Origin of the sequence: Rothia sp. P7181, from assembly GCF_048513015.1 — a bacterium.
Classification (GTDB): domain Bacteria; phylum Actinomycetota; class Actinomycetes; order Actinomycetales; family Micrococcaceae; genus Rothia.
Genome location: NZ_JBLXXZ010000002.1, coordinates 1 through 25,908 on the forward strand (window position 1 = coordinate 1; position 25,908 = coordinate 25,908).

General features: G+C 46.2%; 24 protein-coding genes. 9 read left to right on the forward strand and 15 right to left on the reverse strand.

All coding sequences use genetic code 11. The annotated features are described in order from the left end of the window. Both ACN08Z_RS01345 and ACN08Z_RS01350 read left to right on the forward strand, forming a co-directional pair. The coding region (locus tag ACN08Z_RS01345; protein WP_419102838.1) for a DUF2252 family protein at nucleotides 1-498 on the forward strand (498 nt) is incomplete at its 5' end. 22 nt (nucleotides 499-520) lie between these two features. After that, complete coding sequence (locus ACN08Z_RS01350) at nucleotides 521-2,146, forward strand: cation:proton antiporter (RefSeq protein WP_419102839.1); 1,626 nt, start codon at nucleotides 521-523, stop codon at nucleotides 2,144-2,146. Nucleotides 2,147-2,210: 64 nt separating this feature from the next. On the opposite strand, the gene ACN08Z_RS01355 is transcribed toward ACN08Z_RS01350, so the two are convergent. Both ACN08Z_RS01355 and ACN08Z_RS01360 read right to left on the reverse strand, forming a co-directional pair. Continuing rightward, nucleotides 2,211-3,689 (reverse strand): amino acid permease, encoded by a 1,479-nt coding sequence (locus tag ACN08Z_RS01355; RefSeq protein ID WP_419102840.1) that lies wholly within the window; start codon nucleotides 3,687-3,689, stop codon nucleotides 2,211-2,213. Nucleotides 3,690-3,933: 244 nt separating this feature from the next. Next, a complete protein-coding gene (locus ACN08Z_RS01360; RefSeq protein ID WP_419102841.1) occupies nucleotides 3,934-4,407 on the reverse strand; it encodes an OsmC family protein in 474 nt (157 codons plus the stop codon). Nucleotides 4,408-4,516: 109 nt separating this feature from the next. Here ACN08Z_RS01360 and ACN08Z_RS01365 point away from each other — a divergent pair, with 109 nt between their 5' ends. Both ACN08Z_RS01365 and ACN08Z_RS01370 read left to right on the forward strand, forming a co-directional pair. Continuing rightward, the gene (locus ACN08Z_RS01365; protein WP_419102842.1) at nucleotides 4,517-5,293 is read left to right on the forward strand and encodes an AzlC family ABC transporter permease; all 777 of its coding nucleotides are present in this window, start codon (nucleotides 4,517-4,519) and stop codon (nucleotides 5,291-5,293) included. Further along, nucleotides 5,286-5,615, forward strand: a complete 330-nt coding sequence (locus ACN08Z_RS01370) for a branched-chain amino acid transporter permease (protein ID WP_419102843.1) — start codon at nucleotides 5,286-5,288, stop codon at nucleotides 5,613-5,615. Before ACN08Z_RS01365 ends, ACN08Z_RS01370 begins: the two co-directional genes overlap by 8 nt. 97 nt (nucleotides 5,616-5,712) lie before the next feature. Here the strand turns inward: ACN08Z_RS01370 and tpx are convergent, their stop codons facing one another. Further along, nucleotides 5,713-6,213, reverse strand: coding sequence for a thiol peroxidase (tpx, locus tag ACN08Z_RS01375; RefSeq protein WP_419102844.1), 501 nt, complete (start codon nucleotides 6,211-6,213; stop codon nucleotides 5,713-5,715). A 210-nt stretch (nucleotides 6,214-6,423) separates the two neighbouring features. Between tpx and ACN08Z_RS01380 the strand changes: the two genes are divergently transcribed. Beyond that, nucleotides 6,424-7,488, forward strand: coding sequence for a lipoate--protein ligase family protein (locus ACN08Z_RS01380; RefSeq protein WP_419102845.1), 1,065 nt, complete (start codon nucleotides 6,424-6,426; stop codon nucleotides 7,486-7,488). Nucleotides 7,489-7,593: 105 nt separating this feature from the next. On the opposite strand, the gene ACN08Z_RS01385 is transcribed toward ACN08Z_RS01380, so the two are convergent. Then, nucleotides 7,594-8,226 (reverse strand): MarC family protein, encoded by a 633-nt coding sequence (locus ACN08Z_RS01385; RefSeq protein WP_419102846.1) that lies wholly within the window; start codon nucleotides 8,224-8,226, stop codon nucleotides 7,594-7,596. A 182-nt stretch (nucleotides 8,227-8,408) separates the two neighbouring features. Here ACN08Z_RS01385 and ACN08Z_RS01390 point away from each other — a divergent pair, with 182 nt between their 5' ends. After that, nucleotides 8,409-8,684: a hypothetical protein gene (locus ACN08Z_RS01390; RefSeq protein ID WP_419102847.1), complete on the forward strand. Its 276-nt coding sequence runs from the start codon at nucleotides 8,409-8,411 to the stop codon at nucleotides 8,682-8,684. A 94-nt stretch (nucleotides 8,685-8,778) separates the two neighbouring features. Here ACN08Z_RS01390 and ACN08Z_RS01395 read toward each other — a convergent pair whose 3' ends face one another. From ACN08Z_RS01395 to ACN08Z_RS01425, 7 genes are all read right to left on the reverse strand, one after another. After that, complete coding sequence (locus ACN08Z_RS01395) at nucleotides 8,779-9,132, reverse strand: zinc ribbon domain-containing protein YjdM (RefSeq protein ID WP_419102848.1); 354 nt, start codon at nucleotides 9,130-9,132, stop codon at nucleotides 8,779-8,781. A 195-nt stretch (nucleotides 9,133-9,327) separates the two neighbouring features. Then, on the reverse strand, nucleotides 9,328-10,848 hold the full coding sequence (locus tag ACN08Z_RS01400; protein WP_419102849.1) for a hypothetical protein: 1,521 nt from the start codon (nucleotides 10,846-10,848) through the stop codon (nucleotides 9,328-9,330). A gap of 42 nt (nucleotides 10,849-10,890) precedes the next feature. Beyond that, the gene (locus tag ACN08Z_RS01405) at nucleotides 10,891-11,991 is read right to left on the reverse strand and encodes a hypothetical protein (RefSeq protein WP_419102850.1); all 1,101 of its coding nucleotides are present in this window, start codon (nucleotides 11,989-11,991) and stop codon (nucleotides 10,891-10,893) included. 261 nt (nucleotides 11,992-12,252) lie between these two features. Next, nucleotides 12,253-13,065: a hypothetical protein gene (locus ACN08Z_RS01410; RefSeq protein WP_419102851.1), complete on the reverse strand. Its 813-nt coding sequence runs from the start codon at nucleotides 13,063-13,065 to the stop codon at nucleotides 12,253-12,255. Nucleotides 13,066-13,218: 153 nt separating this feature from the next. Continuing rightward, on the reverse strand, nucleotides 13,219-13,866 hold the full coding sequence (locus ACN08Z_RS01415) for an ABC transporter ATP-binding protein (RefSeq protein ID WP_419102852.1): 648 nt from the start codon (nucleotides 13,864-13,866) through the stop codon (nucleotides 13,219-13,221). Then, nucleotides 13,863-15,467 carry an ABC transporter permease gene (locus ACN08Z_RS01420; RefSeq protein ID WP_419102853.1) on the reverse strand — a complete coding sequence of 535 codons (1,605 nt, stop codon included), beginning with the start codon at nucleotides 15,465-15,467 and terminating at the stop codon, nucleotides 13,863-13,865. The genes ACN08Z_RS01415 and ACN08Z_RS01420 overlap by 4 nt, the downstream gene beginning before the upstream one ends. An 88-nt stretch (nucleotides 15,468-15,555) precedes the next feature. Continuing rightward, nucleotides 15,556-16,605, reverse strand: coding sequence for an extracellular solute-binding protein (locus tag ACN08Z_RS01425; protein ID WP_419102854.1), 1,050 nt, complete (start codon nucleotides 16,603-16,605; stop codon nucleotides 15,556-15,558). 361 nt (nucleotides 16,606-16,966) lie between these two features. Here ACN08Z_RS01425 and ACN08Z_RS01430 point away from each other — a divergent pair, with 361 nt between their 5' ends. From ACN08Z_RS01430 to ACN08Z_RS01440, 3 genes are all read left to right on the forward strand, one after another. Next, nucleotides 16,967-17,197, forward strand: a complete 231-nt coding sequence (locus ACN08Z_RS01430) for a type I restriction-modification system subunit M N-terminal domain-containing protein (protein WP_419102855.1) — start codon at nucleotides 16,967-16,969, stop codon at nucleotides 17,195-17,197. A gap of 261 nt (nucleotides 17,198-17,458) precedes the next feature. Continuing rightward, nucleotides 17,459-17,644, forward strand: a complete 186-nt coding sequence (locus ACN08Z_RS01435; protein WP_419102856.1) for an N-6 DNA methylase — start codon at nucleotides 17,459-17,461, stop codon at nucleotides 17,642-17,644. Then, nucleotides 17,628-17,915: a hypothetical protein gene (locus tag ACN08Z_RS01440; protein WP_419102857.1), complete on the forward strand. Its 288-nt coding sequence runs from the start codon at nucleotides 17,628-17,630 to the stop codon at nucleotides 17,913-17,915. Before ACN08Z_RS01435 ends, ACN08Z_RS01440 begins: the two co-directional genes overlap by 17 nt. Before the next feature lie 216 nt (nucleotides 17,916-18,131). Here the strand turns inward: ACN08Z_RS01440 and ACN08Z_RS01445 are convergent, their stop codons facing one another. The 4 genes from ACN08Z_RS01445 to ACN08Z_RS01460 are packed head-to-tail and all read right to left on the reverse strand — an operon-like array spanning nucleotide 18,132 to nucleotide 25,836. Then, on the reverse strand, nucleotides 18,132-19,262 hold the full coding sequence (locus tag ACN08Z_RS01445; RefSeq protein ID WP_419102858.1) for an AAA family ATPase: 1,131 nt from the start codon (nucleotides 19,260-19,262) through the stop codon (nucleotides 18,132-18,134). Next, a complete protein-coding gene (locus tag ACN08Z_RS01450; protein WP_419102859.1) occupies nucleotides 19,259-20,899 on the reverse strand; it encodes an ATP-dependent nuclease in 1,641 nt (546 codons plus the stop codon). The genes ACN08Z_RS01445 and ACN08Z_RS01450 overlap by 4 nt, the downstream gene beginning before the upstream one ends. Beyond that, a complete protein-coding gene (locus tag ACN08Z_RS01455) occupies nucleotides 20,896-23,868 on the reverse strand; it encodes a type III restriction-modification system endonuclease (RefSeq protein ID WP_419102860.1) in 2,973 nt (990 codons plus the stop codon). Before ACN08Z_RS01455 ends, ACN08Z_RS01450 begins: the two co-directional genes overlap by 4 nt. 3 nt (nucleotides 23,869-23,871) lie before the next feature. After that, nucleotides 23,872-25,836, reverse strand: a complete 1,965-nt coding sequence (locus ACN08Z_RS01460; RefSeq protein WP_419102861.1) for a DNA methyltransferase — start codon at nucleotides 25,834-25,836, stop codon at nucleotides 23,872-23,874. Nucleotides 25,837-25,908: the final 72 nt, after the last annotated feature.

Below are 25,908 nucleotides of genomic sequence, written 5' to 3' on the forward strand. Positions count from 1 at the left end.
AATCCCCTCTTCATCCAAGTTAAAGAAGCACAAGATACGGTGTTGCACACGTACGGAAAAATTGAGCAGACCTCAGAATCTCTTGGCTTTCCTGACCGCCCCATGGGTAACGGCTTCCGCGTTGTCGCCGGACAGAGAGTGATGCAATCACAATCAGATGCATTCCTCGGGTGGATTACTGATGTTCCGACTCGACAAGGAACAACCACCGATTATTATGTGCGTCAGTTCAGAGATATGAAAGGTTCTATCAATATTTCTGCATTAGACGCTGAAGGTCTTAAACAGACAGCGAAAGTGTGCGCATCGCTTCTGGCGCGAGCGCATGCGCAGTCACGTCATATTGACGATATCGCGGTATATTGTGAGGCCGATAAAATATTTGATGTGCATATGGGGCGTTTTGCCCACGCCTATGCACAAATTTGCACCCAAGATTTTCACCGTTTGCACAGCGCAGTTGAGGACGGAAAGTTACCTATTCAATACGCACTCTAACCCCTAATATAAGGAGCCGCCCATGAGCGATTTTGTTCCCTACCTTGTTCTTCCTGTCCTTTGTGGAGTAGGAGCTAAATTCCTAAGACTTCCCCCGATGCTCGGTTTTTTATTGAGCGGAATTATTCTGAACATTCTAGGGTACGAACCAGTAGAGGCTATCTCGAAACTTGGTGATTTGGGTGTGACTCTTATGCTCTTCACCATTGGTTTGAAGTTAGACCCTCGTTTACTTTTTAGAACTGAAGTTTGGCTCACTAGTGCTGTTCATCTTGTCATTACCACGGTGTGTGGTGCATCTTTCATTCTTTTTCTGACTGCTTTGGGCTTAGGTGTTCATGAAGTTATCCCTCTAGAGCAAGCAGCTATTTTAGGTTTTGCACTCTCGTTTAGCTCTACAGTGCTTGTGGCAAAGACTCTTGAGGAACGTTCTGAAACGCGTTCTTTATATGGGCGCACGGCATTAGGTATCCTCGTTGTTCAGGATCTTTTTGCCGTGTTATTTGTGGCTGTTTCTGGTGAGCATTCACCGACGTGGTGGGCTTTAGGACTAGTTTTCTTAGTTCCTGCTTCGTGGCTTTTCAAAAAAGGTCTTGCGCAGATGGGGCATGGTGAGCTGCTCGTTCTGTACGGTATTGTTCTGGCGTTTGTTCCGGGGTATTGGCTTTTTGACATGGTTGGTGTCAAAGGCGATTTAGGTGCTCTTGTGATGGGGATGCTGATTGCTTCTCACCCGAAGTCTAATGAGCTTTCACGTATTCTGTTCTCGTTGAAAGAGCTCATGCTTGTTGGTTTCTTTGTCTCCACCGGACTTGCCGGTGTACCGTCGTTGAGCCAGTCATTATTTGCGTTCTTGCTGTTGTTCCTGCTCCCTATCAACACTGTGGCATATACAGCAATTTTGCGGTGGGCGGGTCTTTCTCCACGTACGTCAGTATTAACCTCATTGACGCTGACTAATTTTAGTGAGTTCTGCATTATTGTGATTGCGATGAGTACCAGCGCTGGTTTACTTGACCCATCGTGGACTATTACTTTCTCATTAGCAGTATCGTTGAGTTTTGTTCTCGGAACCATATTAAATATGCGTGGTTCTTCGTTGCCGTCTCGTCTTGCGGCGTTGGTTCCGCCGGTGCCTGTTCATCGACGCCACCCTGAAGAACGCCCCGTTGAGTTGGGTGATGTTCAAGCTGTTATTTTTGGTATGGGCAAGATTGGTCGTGCGACCTACGATGATTTAGTTCAGAACTATCAATTGCCAGTTGCTGGGGTTGATACCTCGGAGCCTCGTGTGAGCGCCCTTGCAGAGCAGGGCTATAACGTGATTGAGGCTGATGCAACCGATGAGAAGTTTTGGGAGCGCGTTACGGACAACCCACAGGTACATCTTGTGATTCTTGCGATGCCCGTTCACGGCACCAACGTTGATGCAATGCGTCATGCGATTGAGGCTCATTCACATTGTGCTTTTGTGGCGGTGTCTCAATATGCTGATGAGATTAAAGAGCTTAAAGAGTTGGGTGCTGATACTGTGGTGAATCTTTATGACGGTGCAGGTTCTACTCTTGCAGAAGCTGGTTATAAGTCTTTTATTGAGAAGTTCCACCCGCGTACGGGTTCTATCACAACAGCATCTTCAGAGAGCTAGTTTGAGATAATAGAAAAGTCCTGGTCAGCAAATGCTGTCCAGGACTTTTCTCTATTTTAGAGGGTTAGTGTTTTCTTTTGTCTACGCGTAGGCCGGATACGTCGACATCTTCTAGCGGAATCATGGTAGATTTAGTGACCATTTTGTGGATGAGCCAGACGGCAATAAAGATTGGCAAACCGATATATGCGCTGGTTACTTCAAGGAGCTGTCCGTTGAATACTGCTTGGTAGTTTTGTCCGAGGATAACGATAACGCACATGACGAAAGCGACGATAGGACCTAGCGGGAATAGCGGAGCGGTGTAGGGAAGGTCGGCGAGGTCTTTTCCTTGTGCAATGTAGGCACGGCGGAAACGGTAGTGGCTGATAGCGATACCGACCCAGCAAATGAATCCGGAAAGGCCTGAGATGTTAATAAGCCAGGTGTAGGCGGAGCCTTCACCGATAATAGCGGTGAGAAAACCGAAGATTCCAACGGCGGCGGTGGCGAGCAAAGCGGGCATTGGTACGCCGCGGCTGTTGACCTTTGCGAAGATTTGAGGGGCTTTTTTCTCGATGGCAAGTGCGTAGAGCATGCGTGAGGAGACGTAGAGTCCTGAGTTTCCGGCGGAGAGAACAGCGGTGAGGATTACAGCGTTCATGAGTCCTGCCGCAAAGGCAATGCCGGTACGTTCAAAGACAAGGGTGAATGGTGAGTATGCGATGTCTGTTGCGTCAGTACGTAGGAGGTTTGGGTCGGTGTAGGAGATGAGGAATCCGATGACGATAATCGCGCCGATGTAGAACAGCATGATACGCCAAAAAACAGATTTAATGGCTTTGGGGACGTCTCGGCTGGGGTTCTCGGCTTCTCCTGCTGCGACGCCAACCATTTCGGTGCCTTGGAAGGAGAATCCTGCAACCATGAAGATGGAGATGATGGAGAGCCATCCGCCGACGAAGGGGGCTTCTCCGTTTGTCCAGTTATGGAATCCTGGGGAAGTTCCTCCGATAATTCCGAAAATCATGGCAACGCCGGCAATGAGGAAGACGATGACGGTAATGACTTTGATGGTTGCTAGCCAGAATTCCCCTTCTCCGTAAGCTCTGGAGGAGAGTGCGTTAAGGGCTGTCAGTAGGATGAGGAAGGTTGCTGCCCAAACCCATCCCGGTACTCCTGGTAGCCAGAAGTTCATGACGATACCGGCTGCGACGAGTTCTGCGGCGACGGTGATGGCCCAGTTGAACCAGTAGTTCCAGCCCATGGCGAACCCGAAGGAGGGTGAGACGAAGCGTGCGGCGTAGGTTTGGAAGGAGCCTGGTACTGGTAGGTGTGCGGACATTTCGCCGAGGGATTGCATGAGGAGCAATACCATGAGTCCGATGAGTGAGTAGGCGACGATAGCACCGCCGGGACCTGCTGTGGCGATGGTTTCGCCGGAGGCTACGAATAGTCCGGTTCCGATGGCGCCGCCGATGGCGATCATTTGCATGTGGCGGCTTTGTAGGCCGCGTTTGAGTTGCTTTTCTGAGGTGGGCAACTCGTGTTTGGTTTCGGACATAGTTTTGCCTTTAACGTTGTGAGGGGAAATGTGCATCAAAGGTACATAAGAAAATCTTATGTACCTTAAGTTATTTTTCAGATTACCAGTTATGGTCTTTAAAAACAGGGGTATATTTGCGTAATCCTCAGCACGAAACCCATAGAAAACCATAAAAAAGCTTTCACACACCACAGAAAAGAACCGGCAATGTGTAACACACTGCCGGTTCTTCAGCCCATATGTTAAAAGCTGATAGCTCTACTTATTTTTGAGTATCTTTACACACAAACTTTACTGAAGTCTCGTGCTGAACAGTACGAGAGACCGTGCAATCTTTCTCATGAGATAACTGCAAAAGCCGTTCAACCAAGGAAGCAGCTTTCTTGCCACCTTGGTCTTCAGGAAAAGCAAGATCAAAAGCTACCTGAACGTTCTCAAGACGAACGGCACCGTTTTCTTCAACACGCATTGCAGAAGGAGTCACCTTAAAAACCTCTGGTTCAGTGTGTCGAGAAGTCACCACATCAACATCAATGGACGCGCACCCAGCAATAGCAGCTAATAGCAAGTCCACGGGGCTAAGCAGCCCCTCTCCTCGTCCGAACTCAAGAGTTGCACCCTGCGCATTGATTGCACGGTAGTGAGAAACCCCTAAGCGTTCAACCTGAACAGCACGATAGTTTGGGTCCTGTTCACGGGCAGGAGTATTGGTTTTAGTATTTTCTGGTTCACTCATTTTTATCTCCTCACTGGGGAAAACATACAGACTAGGATCTCCTGTCAAATACAACATTAGCTGGTAGCATTCTATTCCAGTTTCGGTAGAACCTCTCTAGAATATCTATATGCCCGATAACACTACGTCATCTCAGCCTGCAGAAGATGAGACACCTCCTATTCACGGAGCTTATCAGCAGACATTCCCCCACGAAACTAGCTTTCAAGAAGCGTTCAGACTCACCGGAATCATCTGGGGAGGATTCGTTATTATGGGCATGGGGTTAGGAATTCTCCTCACCTCTTTACATCTTCCATGGTGGCTTGCTCCGGTGATTTCTTTCTGTGTTTTTGCAGGCTCTGTTGAATTCTTGTTAGTAGGAATGATTGCCTCGCACGCACCGCTACTTTCTATTGCCGCCAATACTTTTCTTGTCAACGCACGGCATCTTATCTATGGTCTATCTTTTCCTCTACATCAGGTCAAAGGAAAACTCGCAAAAACATATTCGATATATGCTCTAACCGACGAAATATTCGCTCTGACCGCAGGAAAAGATGCAACAAAGCTACGTTCATCTAGCATTTTATGGATGCAAGCAATGCTTCATGTGTGTTGGACGGCAGGCAGCGCTATGGGCGCTGTTATCGGGGCGAGTTTCCTCTCCCATATTAAAGGTGTTGATTTTGTGATGACAGCACTTTTTATCATTCTTGCAATAGATTCTTATCGAGCAACACACGATCGGGTATGCGCAGTCCTCGCATTGTTCTCTGCTTTAGTAGCGATTGTTTTCTTCCCGACTTCGATGCTCACAGCTGCTCTTTTGTTGTATGTTCTCTTACTGATTTTGCGATATTTTGCTCTCGAATTTGCAGAGAAGAAGGCTCACCATCATGCCTAGCGTTGAATATATGCTACTGGCCGTTTTAGTAGCTAGCGCAGTAACTTTTGTATTACGGGCAGTTCCCTTCGCCATTAAAAATGCGCTTAAAGATTCACCTCTTATTGACCATCTCAGTCGTTGGATACCTTCAGGAGCGATGATTTTATTAGCCGTCTACGCGCTCTACCATATTGACTATTCTTCTTCTGAGAGTTTTCTCCCGTATCTTTTAGGAGCTGTTGTCACAATTATTGTTCATGTGAGCACCCGTAACATGGTGGCGTCAATGGTCAGCGGAACGGTCGTGTGTGTCCTTCTGGCAAATCTTGTTTTCGTCTAAAAGATTCAAAAGGAGTTAAGACGTTAACGTCGTAGGGTGGTTGTGCAGATGATTTGCACAACCACCCTACGAGCATTATAGGTGAGGGAATATTTTCTTATGCTTTGAGGACAGCGAGCGCTGCTTCATAGTTTGGTTCGTCGTGAATTTCTTCAACAAGTTGTGAGTGAAGAACAACGCCTTGAGGGTCGAGGACAACGACGGAACGAGCTAGTAGACCAGCAAGCGGGCCGTCTTCAAGAAGGACACCGTAATCTTGCCCAAAAGTGGAACGGAAATCTGAAGTTGCTACCACGTTTTCGATGCCTTCTGCACCGCAGAAGCGACCTAGTGCGAAGGGAAGGTCTTTAGAAACGCAGATTACAACGGTGTTTTCTAAGGAGGCAACTTCTTTGTTGAAGGTGCGTACAGACTGAGCGCATACACCAGTATCAACAGACGGGAAGATATTAAGAACGATGTTCTTACCTTCGAAGTCTGCACTAGTAATCTCAGAGAGATCTGCCCCAACAACAGAGAATGCTGGCGCATGTGCGCCAACTGCGGGAAGTTCACCAACGGTGTGGACGGTATTACCTTTTAGTTTTGTTTCTGCCATGACTCTATTCTTTATCACGTACCTGATAAACAGCAAGGAAAATAGCAAAAGTATCTCTCAAAGCGTCATATTTTTCTAAGAAGGTATTTCTCTCTTGGCTGCTTTTCTTCTGATCAGAAACCGATAAGAGTTATATAGCTTGTATAGAAGAGCACGTCTTAAATGAACTTAGGTCTACCTAAGAGACTCAAAGCTCTCTAAGCTAGAAGTATGAGCAAAACTTATCACTACGAACATAAAGTCCCCGGCGGAAAACTCGTCGTTGCAGACCTTTGCACTGACGGCGCAGAAGTGACCAAAGCACAGATATCAGGAGATTTCTTTATCGAACCTGATGAGGCATTCCTCACTGTTTCTCCTGCACTTGTAGGGATACCGGTACGAGCAAGCGTGGAAGAAATTAGCGGTCGTCTTGAGACAGCATTTGAAGGGTATCCAAACGCTCAGATGCATGGAGTGAGCTGTTACGATATTGCCTTTGCGGTGCGTCGAGCATTAGCTGAAGCAAAAATCTTTTCTGACTTTGAGTGGGAAATAATTGACCCAGGTGTTCTCCCCACTCCGCTTAACGTTGCTTTAGACGAGTATCTTCTCGAAGAAGTTCGACAGGGCCGACGCAAACCGACCCTACGTTTTTGGCATTGGGATGATTGCGCAACCGTCATTGGTGCATTTCAGTCATATCAGAATGAGTTGCACCCCGAAGGTATCAAAGAACATCATGTGCAGGTAGTACGTCGTGCAACCGGTGGCGGTGCCATGTTTATGGAAGGTGGAAACTGCATCACCTATTCCATCTATGCACCAGAATCTCTTGTAGCAGGTCTTTCTTATGAAGAGTCGTATGAGTTTCTTGATCAGTGGGTGCTTCAGGCGTTAGCGGAGCACGGGGTGAATGCTTGGTATCAGCCTATTAATGACATCACCTCTGATGCTGGAAAGATTGGTGGTGCAGCCCAGAAGCGAAGCCACGGCATTATCCTGCATCATGTCACGATGAGCTACGATATTGACGCCGATAAAATGCTTGAAGTTTTGCGTATTGGTAAGGCAAAAATCTCTGATAAGGGTGTACGTTCGGCAAAGAAACGTGTAGACCCGCTACGCCGGCAGACGGGTGCTACTCGTGAAGAAATTATTCAGACCATGAAAGCGGTGTTCGCTTCTCGCTATGGGGCAACAATGGGTGAGCTTACGACCCAAGAACGTGAACAAGCCCAAAAACTTGTTGATGAAAAGTACGGCACGACTGAGTGGACACATCGAGTGCCCTAAAGGTGAGGTAGGCGCTGAGCTGTCATAGGGGTAAAGGCTCTGGGGCGGCAACCTTGTAAAGAAGGTTGCCGCCCCAGAGAGTCCTGTTGGTAGAAGGTGTTGAGGTTAGTGCGCAAGCCCTGGGAAAGCGCCGAGCATGCCGGCAATGAGCATCTGCATTCCGATAACACCTAATAGAAGCCCCATTAAACGGGTCATAATATTCAGACCATTTTGACCTAAGAATTTTACGATACCGCTACCGTAGCGGAAGCAAAGATACGTCACCACACACAAGAGCCCAAAGGCAGCCAAGGTGATGGGGATATCAGTTGAATTTCCTTGAGCAGAATAGTTCATTGCAGTGGCAATAGTTCCAGGTCCAGCAAGTAACGGCATACCAAGAGGCGATATTGCCACTGATAGCATCTGCTCTTTGCTCGCTTCCTGATCAGATTGGCTTGGGTGAGCAAAAGAAGAATGGTTCCCTTGTAGCATGTGGTAACCAATCAAGAAGACGAGTATGCCTCCGACAATCCGTAGAGCGGGCAACCCGATACCGAATTCTTCAAATATGAGCTTTCCAGAAAGTGAAAACACCACGATAATAGAGAAAGCAAAAAGTAGTGAACGGGCCGCCACCGAATTACGTGTTTTAGTGTTGTCTCCTTGAACAAGGCTAATGAACACTGGCAAATTTGACAGTGGGTTCATGATGGCAAAAAATGCCATAAAGATGGTCATGAATTGAGCAAGCATAGTGTTTTTCTGTCGATTAAAATCTTCTTTAGCACCGCTTATTATACCGTTCATGAGCTACCGTCAAGAAGTAACTCTACGCACCTCATTTGAGCATGAGTATTCCGTTTGAGGATTTTTTCTTTTATTCTAGATATTAGGGAATATAACAGAATACTCATCCATATTTTTAGGGGAATATGATGAACGCTCAGAAAAGGACGTTAGGGATTATTGTTCTTTTCCTAACATTGTTCGCAACATTTTTGACACCATCTCAAGCAGCTGAAGTAACTGCCCAGACAGTAGATTATTCTATCGTGCAAGCTCTCAATGAAAGTGTTGTACAGCAGACGACCGAAGCTCATGCCACAGTAAGCACGTTTAATACGATGGGAATCGTTTTTGTATTGGCTCTTTTGACACCGTGGCTAGGGGTTGCCCTCTACCGCCGTTTTCATGAGAACTGTATTCCTTAAACACTGAAGATATAAAGATGACGGTAGTAAAGCACCCCTTTTTATTGTGGGGGTGCTTCACTACCGTCATTTTTATCGGAGTTCTAGAAAAATTCTAGTTTGATTTTTTGACGAACTGAGATTTGAGGTACATCTGCCCTGCGCCTGGAACTTTTGCTTCGATATCGTGACCGTTCACGGGGCTTTCAAGAAGACGGATGCTCTTGACTTTCGTACCGCTTTTAATATCGGCGCCACCTTTGACTTTGAGACCTTTAACAATGGTCACAGCGTCGCCATCTGAGAGTTCGTTACCAACAGCGTCAAGAATTTTAGCAACCTGTTCGGTAGATTCTTCGGTGCTTTCTTCGGCAGACCACTCGTGTCCACACATGGGGCAGACCCATAGGGTGCCTTGCTCGTAGCTATATTCTTCGGTGCATTCTGGGCATGCGGGTGCGGCGGACATGACTGTCTCCTGTCATTCGTTAATCTGTGTTCGCCCCATTATCCCATAGATTCCAAAACAGTACATTATAACGCGAATGTGGGGGGGTCGACCAGTTTGGTCAAAGCCCCCACATAGTATCTCCATACTAGCATTTTATTATTGCCTAGCCTTTAGATACTATCCCCCGCCTCTTCTACGTTTTCTAGCAGGATTTCACAGGTCAGCTTTAATAGCTTCGTTGAATTTCTCAAATTCTTCAGCACGTTCACTAATCACAAAAGGAATGCCGTCCTGTTTACAATCTTCAGAGGCAGTTTTCGTAAATGACAGCCATGCTTCACACCATTCAGCTGTTTTCTCCCCTGAATTGTAGATTTTTCGAGCTGATGTACACGATTGGCGGGTTCCAAGTATCTGGTTTCTGTAAGTACCTTTTTCTCTTTTAACTGCTTCTTCAAGCTTTTTAACATCTTCTACCTTAAAACGATTACCAAACTCTTCCAAGGACTTCCATATTTCCTTAGCATCATCGTAATTATTAACATATTTAAAAGATTTCAATAATCTAGATAAAGCATCATGTTTGATACAGTCAGAGACTTTCTCCACACCCACGATTTCTTGAATAAATCGAGTCATACTATCTAAATCTAGATTATCTGTAGAAGCTTCTTCATCAAAAATCTTGAACATAAATATCACCAAGTTATCACTAATACACTTTTTGTCATTATCGATAACATATTTTTTAATATCTTGGTGTACATTTTCACACTCTTCTAGATATCTTTTGACAACACTCAGAAGAGAATTTTCCTCTTCAACACTTTCTAAATAAAGACAATCAAAAAAATAACGATAATCAATGTTAGAAGAATTATTCAAAGGATCTCTAAATCGCTCTCTTATTATGGAAGAGATACGATTAATGAGCAGACCTTTATCATTATAATCCAAAGTCTTCCACAATGATTTACACCCACTGAATAAACTAACAAATTTTAATAAGTTAGTATTACTAAACGTATTTAGCGAAGTATATTCATCAGAAAAAAGGTGCTCCCATAATTTTTCTTGATTTATTCCACCTTTCTTTGCTATACAAAATTTAAGCTTTTTATGTATACCATTAGAAGATGTTTCCTTTGGAGGAGTGTCGATAATTTTTTGACACAGCTTCCTAATTATCTGATATTTAAGTGAATCGGATTTATCCTCAAAATACTCGCTATAAAATTCCTCCTCAGAGTATTTATCAAGATTACCACCCTGTTTTAGCTGTTCATCAAGCTTGTACAAAATAATGCGCCCACTTAGAGGAGGCTGAGAGAACAATATGCGGTCTGCTGCAACCAAATGAGCTCGAACTTTTTCCTGCTCCGGAACAAATAACGACGCACTATATTCATCAGCAATTCCAAGATGAGCACAAAAATTTCTATCATTCTTAATTCGCTGTAATTCAGCGCATTCATACATTGATATAATTTTCTGTTTGAGAGCTTGTTTAACAAGATCACCCTCATCCTCAGAAGGATCTCTAAATTCATTCTTCGAATTTTCTTGAGGTTTTAACTCATTAAGCTTATTTTTTATATCAAGTATCACTGCAACCCACAGAGAAACCAAGCTAGCTCGATAAGCACCAACCTGATAACACTCAACAACTTCACGCACCAATTTTCGAGTTTCCTCATTATGAGTTCCATAAATTATAGATTCTAAGTCTTTCAAAACTTACTCCTATCTAAAACACATATAAAATTTATAAAATAATTAAATGTCTTCTTTAGGCGAATTATAATATTTTTGCTCCAGATAATCTAAACTTTTCCTAATTCTCTCTTTTTTAGACTCCTCAGATGTACTCTCCAATACTTTATTGCACTTTTCGATCAACAAAGAAGGACCATAGATATTTGATATATGATCCAACACTTTCTCATCATGAAAATACCCATCTATACAACCTTTTTCTGGGTCCGAAACATTTATCCAGCCTGAAACAGCGCGTTCAAATTCCTGTAGATACATTTTCTCGCATCCTTTGCTTTTTAAATATTTAATGATTTCTGTCGACCGGATAAAAATATTTTTCTTAGTTTGTTCTTGATTTGGTTTAAAATCATTAGTAAGATCATGTCTAACAAGAGATCCAGAGGCACTGGAAGAAACCACATAATAAACTATGTCTTTTTGGTAACAATACCTACAATCAGGAGATTTATTCAATAGCGATTCAAGTTCTTGACCAAACACCTCAGCCCCCGGCCAATCTTTACCATCAACAGACTTCACAATACTTTTTCGAAAATCTTCTTCAAGCAAATTATAAGAAAATAATATTTTTACACTATCTGATAATAATTTTACAAAGATACATTTTATAGAATCATCACTATTTAAGTGTATTTCAATCTTTTTAAGAATCTTTTGTATTTTATTTTCACACCTACTTTCACATACTTTAGAAAATATACTGGGGTATGTGAAAGTAGGTTTAAAATCTATAATTGATGATTTACTAAAAGGATAATCAACGACACTTTTAGATTTACCCATAATAAGATCTTTTTCATTAGACAATGGGTCTGTAACGTTCTCTTTTCCTTTTTTATTTGAATCCTCTTCTTCTTTTTTGCTTAAATACTGATATAAAAGATTTTCATAAGGCATCTTTTTGTCATCGCGAGACTGTTCTACTCTCCAGAGTACTAACTGTTTATTCATAATATCGGTCAGGATTGCTACCCGCAGTAACTCTAAACCTGCAGTATAAGCCTCAATCTCGTAACATTGAATAATCTCTCTCACCAAAGAACGAGTATGAGGATCCACAACTTCCCTGCACATACTCTTTAGCTCCTGTAAAAGCATATTTCTACTCCTCAAATGACTATCAAACAGAAAGCTCTTCATTACAAGGATACGAAGAAAACTGTAATATGAAAGATTTAGAACAGAACTACAGCATAAAAATACACAAGATTACGCAGGCGAAGACAGCAGAAGCAGAAATGTTCTTTAGGGATAACAAGTTCACGCCAAACAAAAATTGGGGCTTTGACCAGTTCCGGTCAAAGCCCCAGCCCACCATCGACATGGTAGAGAAACCTCTTCTAAGATGATACGAACACCCTAGCTAATAGCTTCAAGCACGCGGCCTTCTTCGTGTGCTTTACGTTTAAGCTCACGTACACGGGCACGCTCGCGCTTATTCCTGTCCGTACGAATGCGTAGCACCGTATACGTCACGAAGAGGGCAGTGTAAATGGCAAGAGAAACATACGTATCAATCAGCCACGGCAGGTTCTCGGGTTCATGCAACCGGTCAGAGAACACAAGGAATCGTCGAATAAACACAAAAATCACGTTTGCATACAGCAAGAAGTAGAAGAAATACGATGCTTTATGGAGCTTCTGCCAGTTCGCAGCCTTCATAGAGAAACGAATCTTTTTGAAGGACGTAATAAACAGCGGCAGTCCAACAATGAGCAGTAGGAGTGATGTCCAGAAAAGAATGTCATAAGGAACTTCTGCTTCGCCGTGGTCAATGAGCCAGCTCAAACCATAGAGCAGAAGATGGCAGAATGAGGTGATGCACGCAAAGATAGAAAGTTCGCCACGGATAGCATATAGCTCTCTCGTTGCCTTATTCCATGGTTTGATAACACCTTGGAACATCACAATAGTGAAGAATACGAAGCCAACCGAGCCACGCTTCATCTGACTCATAAAAGGCCACCACCACTCATCTACAGGGTAGCTATCGGTTAGTGCCCAGTGAATCCACAGACCCGAAACAATAAAGGTGATGACGGTGATTCCCAGATAATACAAAACTGCGTGAGAACGAATAGAACGACGCAATATAAAGACCAAGGGAACGATGACGGCGAAACCTATAATCACCAAGTTCTCATGGACTAAAAAGTCTAAAACAGAAAGCATGAAAGGCTCTTCTCAACTCATTTTACAGAACTTAGGCAAGCCTAACATAAGTTATAAAATTTTCAGTGTTTTACTAAATACTACACAGAGAAGCAGAAGGTATATGACGTATACTCACCCACAGTGCATCAGCAATACCCCAACGACTAAAAGCTATCGCATTGTTTTCATCTGAACAATATTCTCAGCTAACGTTTCAGCATCGTCATGATCATGAGTTACCAACACCGAAGTTACTTTCGCAGCCTGCAAAAGCGATTTAATCTCTTCTCTCACGTTCTGCCTCAAATGAGTATCTAGATGAGAAAACGGCTCATCCAACAAAAGCACCTCAGGTTTCGGCGCTAATGCTCTAGCTACAGCAACACGTTGCTGCTGCCCGCCAGATAACTGATAAGGATAACGATTCTGGTAGCCGCCCATACCAACTAACTGCAGCACCTCATCAACACGCTCTTTACGTACTGAACGAGGGACACCTATCAAACCATAAGCAATATTTTTCTCAACCGTCATATGAGGGAACAACGCATAATCCTGAAAAATCATGCCAATATTACGATGCTCAGCCTCCACAAAACACCTCGTATCAGAGAGCACCCTATCCCCCATTCTGATAACCCCAGAATCTGGTTTTTCAAGTCCTGCAATCAGACGCAACACCGTTGTTTTCGCACAGCCACTAGGACCCAAAAGAGCAGTACACTCCCCAGAAGGAATCTCTACACTAAAACCATCTAGCTGACGGATGCGTGAACCAAGGTACGAAAAAACAATATTAGTGAGTTTGATGGTTGTCATCGTAAAGTCTTATCTTTCTTGTCCGTAGATGAGCCACGTGCCACCAGTAAAAGAACAGGTATAAACGCCAAACCAATAATGAGAAGACTTGCCAACGCTGATTCTGGAATCTGCTCATCATTAGCATATTGAAACACCGTCGTTGAGAGCGTCGAAAAATTATACGGTCGAAGAATTAACACAATAGGAAGCTCTTTAACCATGTCAATAAACGCTAAAAGAAAAGCACCATATAACGCAGTTTTCATCATTGGAAGGTCAACACGAACCAATGTTTTGGTTGGCCCGTGCCCCAAACATCGAGACGCTTCAGTAAAACGTGTGCCAATACGTTCAAAACCAGATTCTATCGGTTGCATCGACACCGCAAGATAGCGAATCAGATAAGCTAACACAATCATTGCTGGGTTTAACGTCAGAGGAAGTCCCCACGCATTTGCGACCCAAAAAATGAGAGACAGAATAGATAAGGCGATAACCGTTGAAGGAATAGAATACCCAACGACAGTGATGCGAGCCATCAACTTTGAAAACCGTGTAGGCCATATACGTTGATGTTCAGCCACAATCACCGCGCATAAGGTGGTCAGCAGTGCACCCACAAAAGCAACACTCAAGGTGGCGCTAAAAGCTTCGACAATTCCGCTCCGACGAATATTATCCCACGATAAAACAGCCCAATACACCATCTGCCCAACAGGAATCACTAAGGCAACAATGAAAGTTCCCCAACACAGTGCAGGAACAACAATCTTGCGCCACCCGTCAAGAGCAACAGCCTGAATAGGTGTGACCTGAGCAGAAGCATACGCATAAGAACGCCGCCCACGAAGAGCCTTCTCCCCCATGCTCACAGAGGTCACCACAATCAGAAGAATAGCAGCAAGTTTAAGACCCGAAGCAACATCATTAAAACCAAGCCAAGCCTTAAAAATTGCGGTCGTAAAAACATTCAACCCAAAATGAGACACCACACCATAATCGCTCAACACTTCAAACGCCATCAGCGTCGCACCGGCAACAACAGCGTTACGAGTCAACGGCAAAATGACCCGAAAATACGTGCGAGTTCTTGAAGCACCCAACATACGAGACGCTTCGAGTAGCTGACCGGCTTGACGGTCAAGAAAACTTCTGACCACCAAATAAATGTATGGGTACAGAAAAAGTGTAAAAACAAAAATTGCGCCATAGATATTTTGGATATCCAAAAAGCCCGGTGGAGGGGTCCACCCTAAATGTTCTCGGAAGAAGATCTGTATCGGACCGGTGTACCCCGTCAGCGATACATAAGTGTACCCCCCAATATAAGGCGGGATAGCTAACGGCATCACCAACGCTACCGATAAGAACTTACGCCCAGGGAATTGGTAGGCTGTCACAAACCACGCCAAAGCACTAGCTAAAATAATCCCACATAAAACACTGCTGATAGTTAAAAGAGCAGTTTCGATAAGGTAATCAGCAAGTAGATACTGTTGAATATGCCGCCAAGTATCGTTAACAGGCGAGAAAAGCCCCATGAGCACACCAAGAATCGGCAGCGCCATCACACATACGATGAGGCTACTTCCGGCGAGCCATCCAATACGGGCTTTCACAGTTAGCTGTCCTTTCAACAAGGTTCAAGACAATAACAGATGTGCCGGGCACCGTTTAAGGTACCCGGCACATCACAGTGAATGGTGTTTACTTCCAGCCAACCTGATCAAAGATGCGGGTTGCTTCAGGCTTATCCTTACCAAAGGTTGAGAAGTCTAAGTCTTGAGTGGTGAACTCGCCCCAAGATTTCTGTGGCTCAGGAAGACCAGTCTTAGGATTCAGAGGGAACTCACCGTTCTCTTGTGCAATAAACTCTTGAGTCTTTTCAGAAGATAGGAATTCAAGGAACTTAATAGCATTGTCCTTATTCTTAGCTCCCTTAAGTACGGAAGCATAAGAAAGGTTGAGGTGAGTCTTCTCAGGGAAGATCATGCCTACTTTTTCGGTCACTTTAACAACCTCGGGGTCAGATGAACGGTTCATCAGAGCCCAATAGTAAGAGTTCATGATAGCAAGATCGCCTTCACCTGCTGCAACTGCTTTAGCTTGGTCACGGTCGTTACCTTTAGGTTCGCGTGCGAAGTTATCGACAACGCCTTGCGCCCATTCAGTAGCCTTTTCCTGACCATCAAGAGCAACGAAGCTTGCTAGAAGAGCTTGGTTATATGAAGAGGATGAGGAGCGTGCCAGAACTTTACCCTTCCACTCTGGTTTAGTGATGTCCTCATAGGTTTTGATGGTTGAAGGGTCAACGGTGTCTTTGTTATAGGCAATGACACGTGCACGGGAGACAATACCCATCCAGTTTTCCCCACGATATTTTTCGGGGATGTTGTTTGCAATGGTCTCAGAGGTGGAGTCTGCGATGACTCCTGCGTCATTGAGCTGTGAGATAGATTCTGCACCAACGGTCAAGAAAACATCAGCTTCAGGGTTGTTAGCTTCTCGAGTGACTCGTTCGATGAGTTCACCAGATTTGCCTTCAACGACGTTGAGTTTAATTCCGGTCTCTTCCTCAAACATTTTGTAGACTTCTTTGTCTGCATCATAGTGACGTGAGGAATAGAGGTTGAGAACTTTGGTATTGCTCTTATCTTCACTGGGAGCAGCCGTAGTGGTGTCAGCGGCCCCAGAGCAACCGACTACTCCGGTTGCGAAAAGGGCAGTGGCAAAGGTTGTAGCCAGAAAGCGACGCATAGAAACTCCTTAGTTTTGTTAGGCGTCAAAGCAAGATGGCTTCATATTATCAACTGTTTTTCAGGTTTGCCTAACCTCAACCCACAAGGCGTGTTGCACATTACTATACCAATAAAACACCTTCTGACATGCTCATTCTTTGACACACACCTCTTGCAACTAAACATATTTAGTTGTGATAAAAAGTAAATAAATTTTCTTCATCAACTAAAAATCACTCAGAACAAACCCCTCAACACGCCACTATTCTCTAGAACAACACCATCTCATCTGAGCACTTTTGATCGGCAGCTACGCTAGAGTTCTTGGATGGTACATCCTGATTGAGCACCACCGCATAAAGAATAAAGGAATTATTCATATGGATAAGCAGCAACTCGCTTCACAAATTTGGAAAGCCGCTAATAAGATGAGCGGGTCCTTAGACGCTAACGATTACAAGGACTTGATTCTTAGTCTGACGTTTTACAAGTTCCTCTCTGGTCGTGAGGTTGAGCTTTTTGTGAATAACGGGCTTAGCCGTGAATCGCTTGAGGTGCAGCTATCTGGGGATAAGGGGAGGCGCATTACTCAGAGTCTCAAGAAGAACTAGGGTATTTCATCGCCTATCTCGAATTATCTTCCATCTGAGAAGAAAACCTTAATGATTTGAAGCCTTCTTGGGTCGTCGACACCGAACAGGCTTTTGATAGCCAAGTTCACCCAGCTTACAGGTCTATTTTCCATGAGATTTTCTCGCCTTTAGCAGCCACTGTACCAAAGTTGGGCACGGATGCAAATACTCAGGATAAAAAGCTGCGTGAGCTTATCCGTATCGTGAGAGATTCCTACAGATGGTCACCAAAACTATGATGTGCTTGGTTATGTCCACGAATATTTGATTTCTCATTTCGCGGCGAACGCTGGCAAGTCAGCTGGCGAGTTTTATAGCCCTCACCAGGCGGCATCGGTGATGGCTGAAATCGTAGGTTATCATTTGGCTGGACATGATGGTATTCAGGTGTATGATCCCGCCAGAGAATATGCCTCCCTCTTGTGACACATTGGTGAGGCGGTTACTCACCGTAATGGTGATTCTGACTCAGTCCAGTATTACGCAAGAATTACAGAAAACGGCTTATGCGCTCCCCCTCCCCCGTATGGACTTGATTATGCGGGGTATTCGTCTAGCTAACATCATCACTCGTGAAGGTGATTCTCTTGATGCAGATTGGCCAATGATTGACCCTAGCATAGGGGAATATCACCCATTATTCGTGGACGTGGTGCTATCAAAAACGTTGGATAAGACCTTGATACAAAATCAATAGTATGCGCGAGTACGCACTTGCGAGTTGAAATAGCGCGGTAACACGCGAAACACTCAGTCAGCGATGGTGCGGCACTCGCGGTCATATGAGTCGCCCTTCCACGACTTGCTTTGGCGGTGTGTATTGGGCGGTAATCGGACGAGTTTGTGCACCCATCTTTCTGTGTCAAGTGAAGAGCTTCAAAAGGTATGGGAAAGCGTCGAATTGTTACATCAACTATTGCTCGGAGGATTCAGGATTCCAGGTGCTAATTGGAATGAATGGATTTTCTCGTAGCCTTCGCATCAGAGTTTTGTCGTTGACGATTATGGCGACCGATGCTCTTGCTCTTGTAACTCCAACGTAGAAGAGGCAAGCGCTCTTGTCTGCCAAAGGCGTGCCGTCTGCAATCAGTTTGAGCATGGGCTTGGTCGGAACGATGATTACCCGTTCGTAGGTGAGCCCCTTAACTGTTCCTATGTTCTTGAATTCCAGATCAGTGAGGTGTTTGCCAGATGCTTTACTACTGCGCAGAGGCATCGGATGATAATTTTCGAGATAGGCTGCAAGGTGTTGTTCGTGCACGAGAAAGACACCATCATGTCCAGTTACCGCCAAGTTTTGGGAGTTCGTTCGTGCGAACCCTAGTTCAGTGGGAAAAATACGGTCTGAGAAGTCAGCAATTCTCTGGTTTGATCGCCATGTGTTACATAGCTCTTTGAATTCAAGGAGACCCGCCGATTCGTACTTCCGGTACCAGTTGATGAGTCCAAGACGATCCGCGTTTCGGTTTTTCGATGATGTTTGATCGCTATCAAGCAGGGACTGCCTGACATCACCGACCAAGATTAGGTGCGGTGTCGCTTGTTTCAGGAATCGCTTGATGACGTCGAGGCTTTTTCGGCTGATGTCTTGCACTTCGTCAATGATTATTTCGTCGTAGATGCGGCCTAGCCGTTTTTCGACTGCACCTTGCATAGCTTCGGCGACATTGACTGCAAGCTCGGGTAATGTTTCTTTGTATATCGACCCACTCGAGGAGAAATAGCGCCGAATCCCTCCTAATTTGAAGTGGTCTTTGGGGTGCATATCACGGTCGAAAATAAATCCCGTAGGGCGTACGCCCGGGAATAGGATGGGGAGATATGGTCGGACGTAGTGTCTGATCATGAATGCGTACCAACCCATGACGTCTGGCATTTGAGACTGGCTACACGCGACGGAAAGTCGCGAAACGAGTTCTTCTTGCCCCGAGTCGGTGAGTGTGATGACCAGTCGTCTCTTTTGATTCGCCATATTAGCGCATCTTCGGACGATGAGCTCTGTTTTCCCTGCTCCAGCACAAGCGTGAACGAAGTTATGAATCATGATAATTCTCTTGTCCTGATCACGATGCTTTGAAGCGAGTTGATTGCATCTACGATGTATTTTGGAGGATTCAGCTTTTCCGGCGAAGTCGCAATTTTGAGCGCTGTAGCTGTCTTGTTCGTTGACATCCAATCCAATAGGTCTGTGTTGTTGTCCAGTCCAAGGACCGTTCGAAGAGTATCTTTACTATTCGCCGACATAATCTGATGCTCGAGCGTCTTCCCCAAATTGGGTTGGCCAACAAAGAGCTCGCGTTCGTTGGGCTTCGTGAAGTCCTTAATCTTATCCTGCCAGTGTTCCGGGGTCTTGCCATCGTTGTCGCGTAGCGCTACGAGTGTCCGATTCAGTACTGAAGCTAGTTCAAATCCTCGACGGAACGAGACCCCACCGATTGATATGACGTCCACTCCGTAGTCGAGAGGTTCAGCTCCGTATTTATCAAGAAAGAATCTGTTGAAAACGATCTCGTCGGAAGGTCCTTCAACCAGTACGGCCTTTTTCGCTAGGACGAGTCGTAACGTATCGAATCCAGAAAGTTTCTTGAAGTACTCTGATGTGCCGTCACTCAGTTCTTGGAATGCGTGCGCAGTGCCCTCGTGTAGGAGAACGAGCTGGTCTAGGCCAAGGCGGTTGAGGACGTATGAGCTGTGTGTGGTAACGAGTACCTGCCGTCCCTTACGTGCTGCTGAAATGTAAGAAAGCAGTTCACGCAAGCTTGTATGGCTGAGGTGGTTCTCCGGTTCTTCTACCAGTAGATAAGCGGAAGACTCAGACGACTTTCCCATCGCAAGAACCGTTTTGGCTATAGCCTGCGTTCCTTTTCCAGACTGAGAAAATGGAACCTTGTCTATCGCAGGTACCAGGGTGTTTGCCCATGATGATGAGCGCGACTGGTCAACTTGAATACCAAGCTTTAAGTGGCGCAATGCGGAAAAGTTCGTGCCCAATGCTCCGTCAAGCACTGTTAACAAACCATCGCCCAGAGAAGCCCTCATCTTACGGTGTTCAACTGAGACGTGGTTGCGCACTTTAGGATCAAGACGTTCTTCGACAATCTGACGCGTGTAATAGTCCATGCCCCGATTTGAGCGAATCGTGCGCGGGTCGATAACAGCAACCCCTAGTTCCTTGGGACGTCGATAGACAACTTGGTCGGCAAAATCTCGCCAATCGAGACGGTAGTACTCAACTGGGAGGATATGGGGACAATTCTCTTCTCGAAAATACTGCTCGATCTCTTCCGAATAATCGGGGTCAGGATATGCGTGAATGGAGAGACCGACGCTATCTTCCTTTAGCAGGTTGTGAATGCCTCGCATCTTCTGGAATTCCCCATCTGGAACCTCAAGATGTATATCGATACGGAACTCTGGAATCGCAGGAAGCGAATCTCCAGCCTTCGTATTCGAGAGTGCGTTGAAGAAAGCATCGACAAGTTCCATGTTGAACCAGTAGGGGTTGAGCGCCTCACTTGCGGCCACACCTTCGAACTTGCCAGTGAGTGCCATCGTGATAGCTTCAAGAAGAGTGGACTTGCCCGCTTCATTTGCACCCACAATGATGTTCATTTCCTGGTGGGGGTTGAGAGTTAGCTCTTTGAACTTTCGGTAGCCTCGAATATGAACTTTCGTAATCACGACGCCACCACATGTTTGATAAGCGCGACGATGTCGTCGTGCTTGAGCTGTGATGCGAATTGGACATTGATGTTCTCGTCGCTGATGGATTCGAAGAACTTCTTGGCTGCCTTGAACCGGAGTTTCTCTGACTCGCGTAGGTCGGATTGGGCGTTGACGTCCTTGGTTTCGATGACAAAGTTTAGCGACAGATTGCCGTCTGTACCTTTGAGTACGTACATGAAGTCTGGGCTTGTGGTGCCACCGAAATAGACAGGCACGCGAATGGACCGCCTGGGAATCTTGCCGTAGACGATGACTTCGTCGAGCGCGTCGGAGTCTTGGATGTTGTCTTTTTCTTTCGGTGAATCGTAGACGAACGTGTCGTAGAGGAACTTATCTGGCACGTTCGCACTGGCGTCACGGTAGATACCGATGTTGCCTTGAACTATGTCTCGCAGCGGTTGTCCATCCGGCTCGGTCAGTGCTGTGGCTCCCAGTGGCGCGTCGATGCGTGTGTAGGAGAATCGGTTGATGAACTCGTGTTGCATCCATTCGTGGAACTGGGTGACGAACCTAGCCAGCGTGGCCTTGTTGAAGAATCCTTCCGGTAGCGGATGCTTCGCGTGGTAGCGCACAAGTCCAGCATTGATTGCTTGGAGTGGCAGATAGGTTTGCAGATAGACACCTTTAAGCCAGTCGCCGTAGGTGAGTGTGTCATCGATGGAGAACACAGCCTTGGTTGATATTTTTGCAATCAGTTCACCATCGTCGTTACGCTCGATTGTCTCTTGCGTGAACCGACCGGTTTGTGCCGTGTAGATACCCGAGTCTAAAATGCCGTCGATACAGGCTGCGATTTCATCCTCGGTGAGGTCTTCGAGCCGCAGGTAGTACTTGGCGTTGACAGCCTCCCAGAGGTCTTTGAGCTCGGCATAGCGTCCGGGGCGGATACCCACCTTGGTTTTGGACTTGTTCGTAACGACCTTATCGGGCTTGAGCTTGCCCACATTAAACTGCGGGTACGCTTCCAATAATTTAGATTCTTTACCTTCAATGATGTTCTTGTCGGTATCGACAAACCCTGCCTGTAGCAAGAGAATAAACAGGTCTGTTTCGGCAATTTTGAGTTCTGCAGCGACCTTGGGCAAGAGGTCCTTCACAGACGGGGTTGCCGTGGAAACGTCGGAGTTGATCTCACCGATCAGCGAGTTAGCAAACGACTCCTCGGTGTAATCGATTAAATACGTGAGGTAGAACTGCTCGTGTGCGAGGCGAGTGCCGTCCACGTCCACTGGCAGGCGCAGGCCGCGTCCGACTTCTTGCAACTTCGATATATCTGAGCCTGAGGAACGTAGTTTCACAATCTGGAAGACATTCGGGTTATCCCAGCCTTCGCGTAGCGTCCACTTCGAGAAAATGAACCGCATCGTATTGGGCGTGCCGTCCGGATGTGTGAATGACAGTAATGACTGCTTGTCGCGCAGAATCTGATTGACCTCGGTTTGAATCGCCTCATCGTTTGAAGAATTATCTGCCGAGAAATAACCGCCGTTCGTCGCCGTCACGTTCGTTACTGACGCACGCAGGTAGGCGACATACTCTTTACCGACCGTGGATGTGTCGTTCTTATGCTTGTCGATTTGCTCGGACAGCTTGGTGGTGAGCAGTTCGTGGAAGCGTTCACGTAGATGCCCTGGCCCGTCTTCACCACGGTAGGACTCAATCGAGTCGATGAAAAACAAGGTAAGAGTTTTGACTTTGGTAGAGCGGCGGAAATTCTCCCACTCGGCTTCGAAGTGATTATCGAGTGCTTGCTTCATCATCAAGCTCTGATAAGTCTCTGAATACACGCGGCTAACCAAAATATCACCTGCGGCAAGAATCTGCCCGTTCGATAACATGACACCGGATTTGATCAGCGCGTTCTCAGTCTTTCCCACACCTTCAACGGTGACCCCAGCGAAATCTCCATCGATATCACCCAGAGATTCACCAACCCTTAGTGTGATGGACCTGCCCGTGTCGAGGTTGTTGAACGTAGCGCTCTTAGGTTTAGAGCGCGACATTCCAGTGAGCTTCAAACGTACGGACTCACTACCGTCATCTTGCGGGTATTGGATTGCCACGCCCTTAACAAGCTGTTCATTAAACGCCTCAACCGATCCAAGGTTGAACACGAGATTGTTGTAATCGGTTGCTCCAGACTTATCGAGCTTCGGGAACGTTGCACCGAACCGGAAAATTGCTTGAGGCTGAATCTGCTCAAGTAGGACTTGGTAGGCCTTGTTCTCACGCCGGAATCTGTGAGGCTCATCAATAATGACAACCGGGCGGGTCATCGCCAGCGCCTCATAGGGCTGACTCGACATTCCCAGCACCGACTGGTCATAAATCGTCGCCATCGTTGCTTTCGACTGCAACATGCCATCGGTCATCAACAACGCGCTAATGCGGCCTTTAGCTAGCCGAGAGGCTTGCACAAAATTCGATATTGCCGATGGAAACATTTTGCGGCCCTTCGAACACTTCTGCGGATTAAGCACCTCAAGATCCAGCTTGAAACGAGCACCATACGTGTCGTCGAAATACTGGCGAGCATAATCGGCTTTGATAAAAGCGCGGGTACCTTCCTTAATCGGAGTTGATGGCACCAAAATGATGAACTTGTGGAACCCGTACAGCCGATTCAACTCGAACATCAACTGCGTGTACACCAAGGTCTTACCGGTACCGGTTTCCATCTTGATATCTACACCTAGCACGCCATCATCCGTGCGGGTACACCACGCTTTCGGCACAGCCGCCACACCATCAACAGCCCCAGCCTGTAGTTGGGCGATATTATGCGTGATCTGCGGATCACCAACGTCGAAGATTGGATTCGCCTCTGAAGGAGATGCGAAACTTAAATTAACATCCGCGAAAACCCCAGTCGCTGCGTCCAACGCGCGCTGCTGATGGTCAAGAGTTTGAAGCCTAATCTGCATCAGTTAGAACCTCTCAATCACGTCAATGCTTTTGCCCGACTTCAACACAGCCAAATTCTTCTTCAGCTCGTGCATCACCGAGAACTCAACCGAATAACCGAACACCACTACCCGAGACAAACCCAGTTCGCCAGTCTCCAGTAGGCGGACGAGAGTCACCACGTCATCGCTCGTTAGCCCAGTGTCAATGACGTAGCCAGAATCGCCACACACGTCGAGGGAATAGTCGGTCAGTGTCACCTTCTTAGCGGAGGCCGTTAAGCCGTAGCCGTCCTTCACCAGCCATGTTGCCAAGACGGTATCATGGCCAGGTGTCCCCTTCAGATCGAACTTCGACACATAGTCCCCAGCAAATAACGCATCCGAAACCGCTGGGTCGAAACGCTCAAGCTGATCCAAAACCTTACCAGATGGTTCCTCCAAACGATACAGGCGGAACCCATAATCAATATCCGCGCCAGTCTCTTCCTTGATTTTCGCGGCCGCACGATGAATACGTTCACGCGCTATGCCATCAATAGTTGTAAATCCAGCTTCATAGGCTGATCGTGACGCACTCGACTTTGAGTCGGGCGTGACTCTCTCTGGTAGCTGAACCAGAATCCAGTTATTTGTCGAATGATCAAACGCATTGTTACGCATTACAGCCTCAGCAGAAGTTCCAGACCCGGAGAAAAAATCCAAGAAGAGCCCATCAGGCTGCACTAGTGACATTAAGTGTCTAATCAAGTTGACTGGTTTTGGGTAATCAAAGAATTTATCACCCATTACAGACATTGCGTCCGCATTGCCTCTGGCAGAACTGACTCCGTCGAGATGTTGAACCGTTAATCCATTAATCTCAATCAGATTCTGAGGGGGAACGGAACGCTCGATAGGAGTGTCGGTGTTATCTACGAGCAGATACTGTTTGAAATAAACGGACCAGCCGTTTTTCTGCTTCTTACAAATAAGAAAGTCGTGCTCAAATCCCCAGGAGACTTTTTCGCGACTCCACCGCCAGTTCCAGTGTTCTTGCCTTGAACCGCCATTGCCCGGCCAAAGCTGGCTCCCGTCAGGCATTGTAATTGGGTAGTTAAGTGCTTCAGAGTAGTGGCTCCCCGTCATTCGTCGATCCAATTTATTTTCTTTGTAGCCCCCACGTTCTGCATAGTAGTCATCGGTGAGTCTGTATTCGGAGGCATCTGGAGATACGCCACGAAACATGCTTAGAGATTTATTTTTACTGTACACAACAACATACTCAGTAACGGTCTTCAAATCATTTCCGGTATTTGAACCCGGAGTTGAACGCCATACGAGCGTCCCTACCGAATTCATTTCGCCGAAAACTTCATCAGCGATCAAGCTCAAGTTTGGCTGTTCGTTCTCGTCGATGCTGATGAAGATAACACCGTCGTCTGCGAGCAGTTCTTTCGCCAGTTGGAGTCTCGGGTACATGAAGGTGAGCCATGCCGAGTGCGAGGCCTTTCCTTGGAGATCGAGGACTCGTTCCGCTTCATCTTCGCTGAGCCCGATCTTATCGACGAGCTGCGCGGGGGTGAATCCGAAGTCGTCGTTGTAGACGAACCCGTCAGATCCCGTGTTGTAGGGCGGATCGATATAGATGCATTTGACCTGGCCTGCGTATGAGCCGAGAAGATGCTTGAGTGCATCGAGGTTGTCACCGACGATGTAGAGGTTCTCCGAGTCCTTGTTCTCCAGCTGGCTGTTGTGGTCAAGGTCTGGGACGACAACGGTCTCGGTTTCGGTGGAGGTCAGGTACTTGGCATATGATTTGCCGAGGAACTTCAGCTCGTAGCCTTCTTTGGTTATGCTGATATCGCCTTCCTTGAGGCTCTCTTGGAGCCGGTCGAGCATGAAGGCCCCGTCTCTATCGAAGTACTCGGGCAACGCTGCGCGGAGTCGTTCGATCTCAAAGTCGTTCGGAGTGACGGTTTCGTTGTGTTCACGTGCATCTCGGATCATTGTGCGATCTCCTGTTCGTTCGGGACGACCTCGCAAATGTCGGCGATGTCGCGGTTGAGTACGTTACAGATT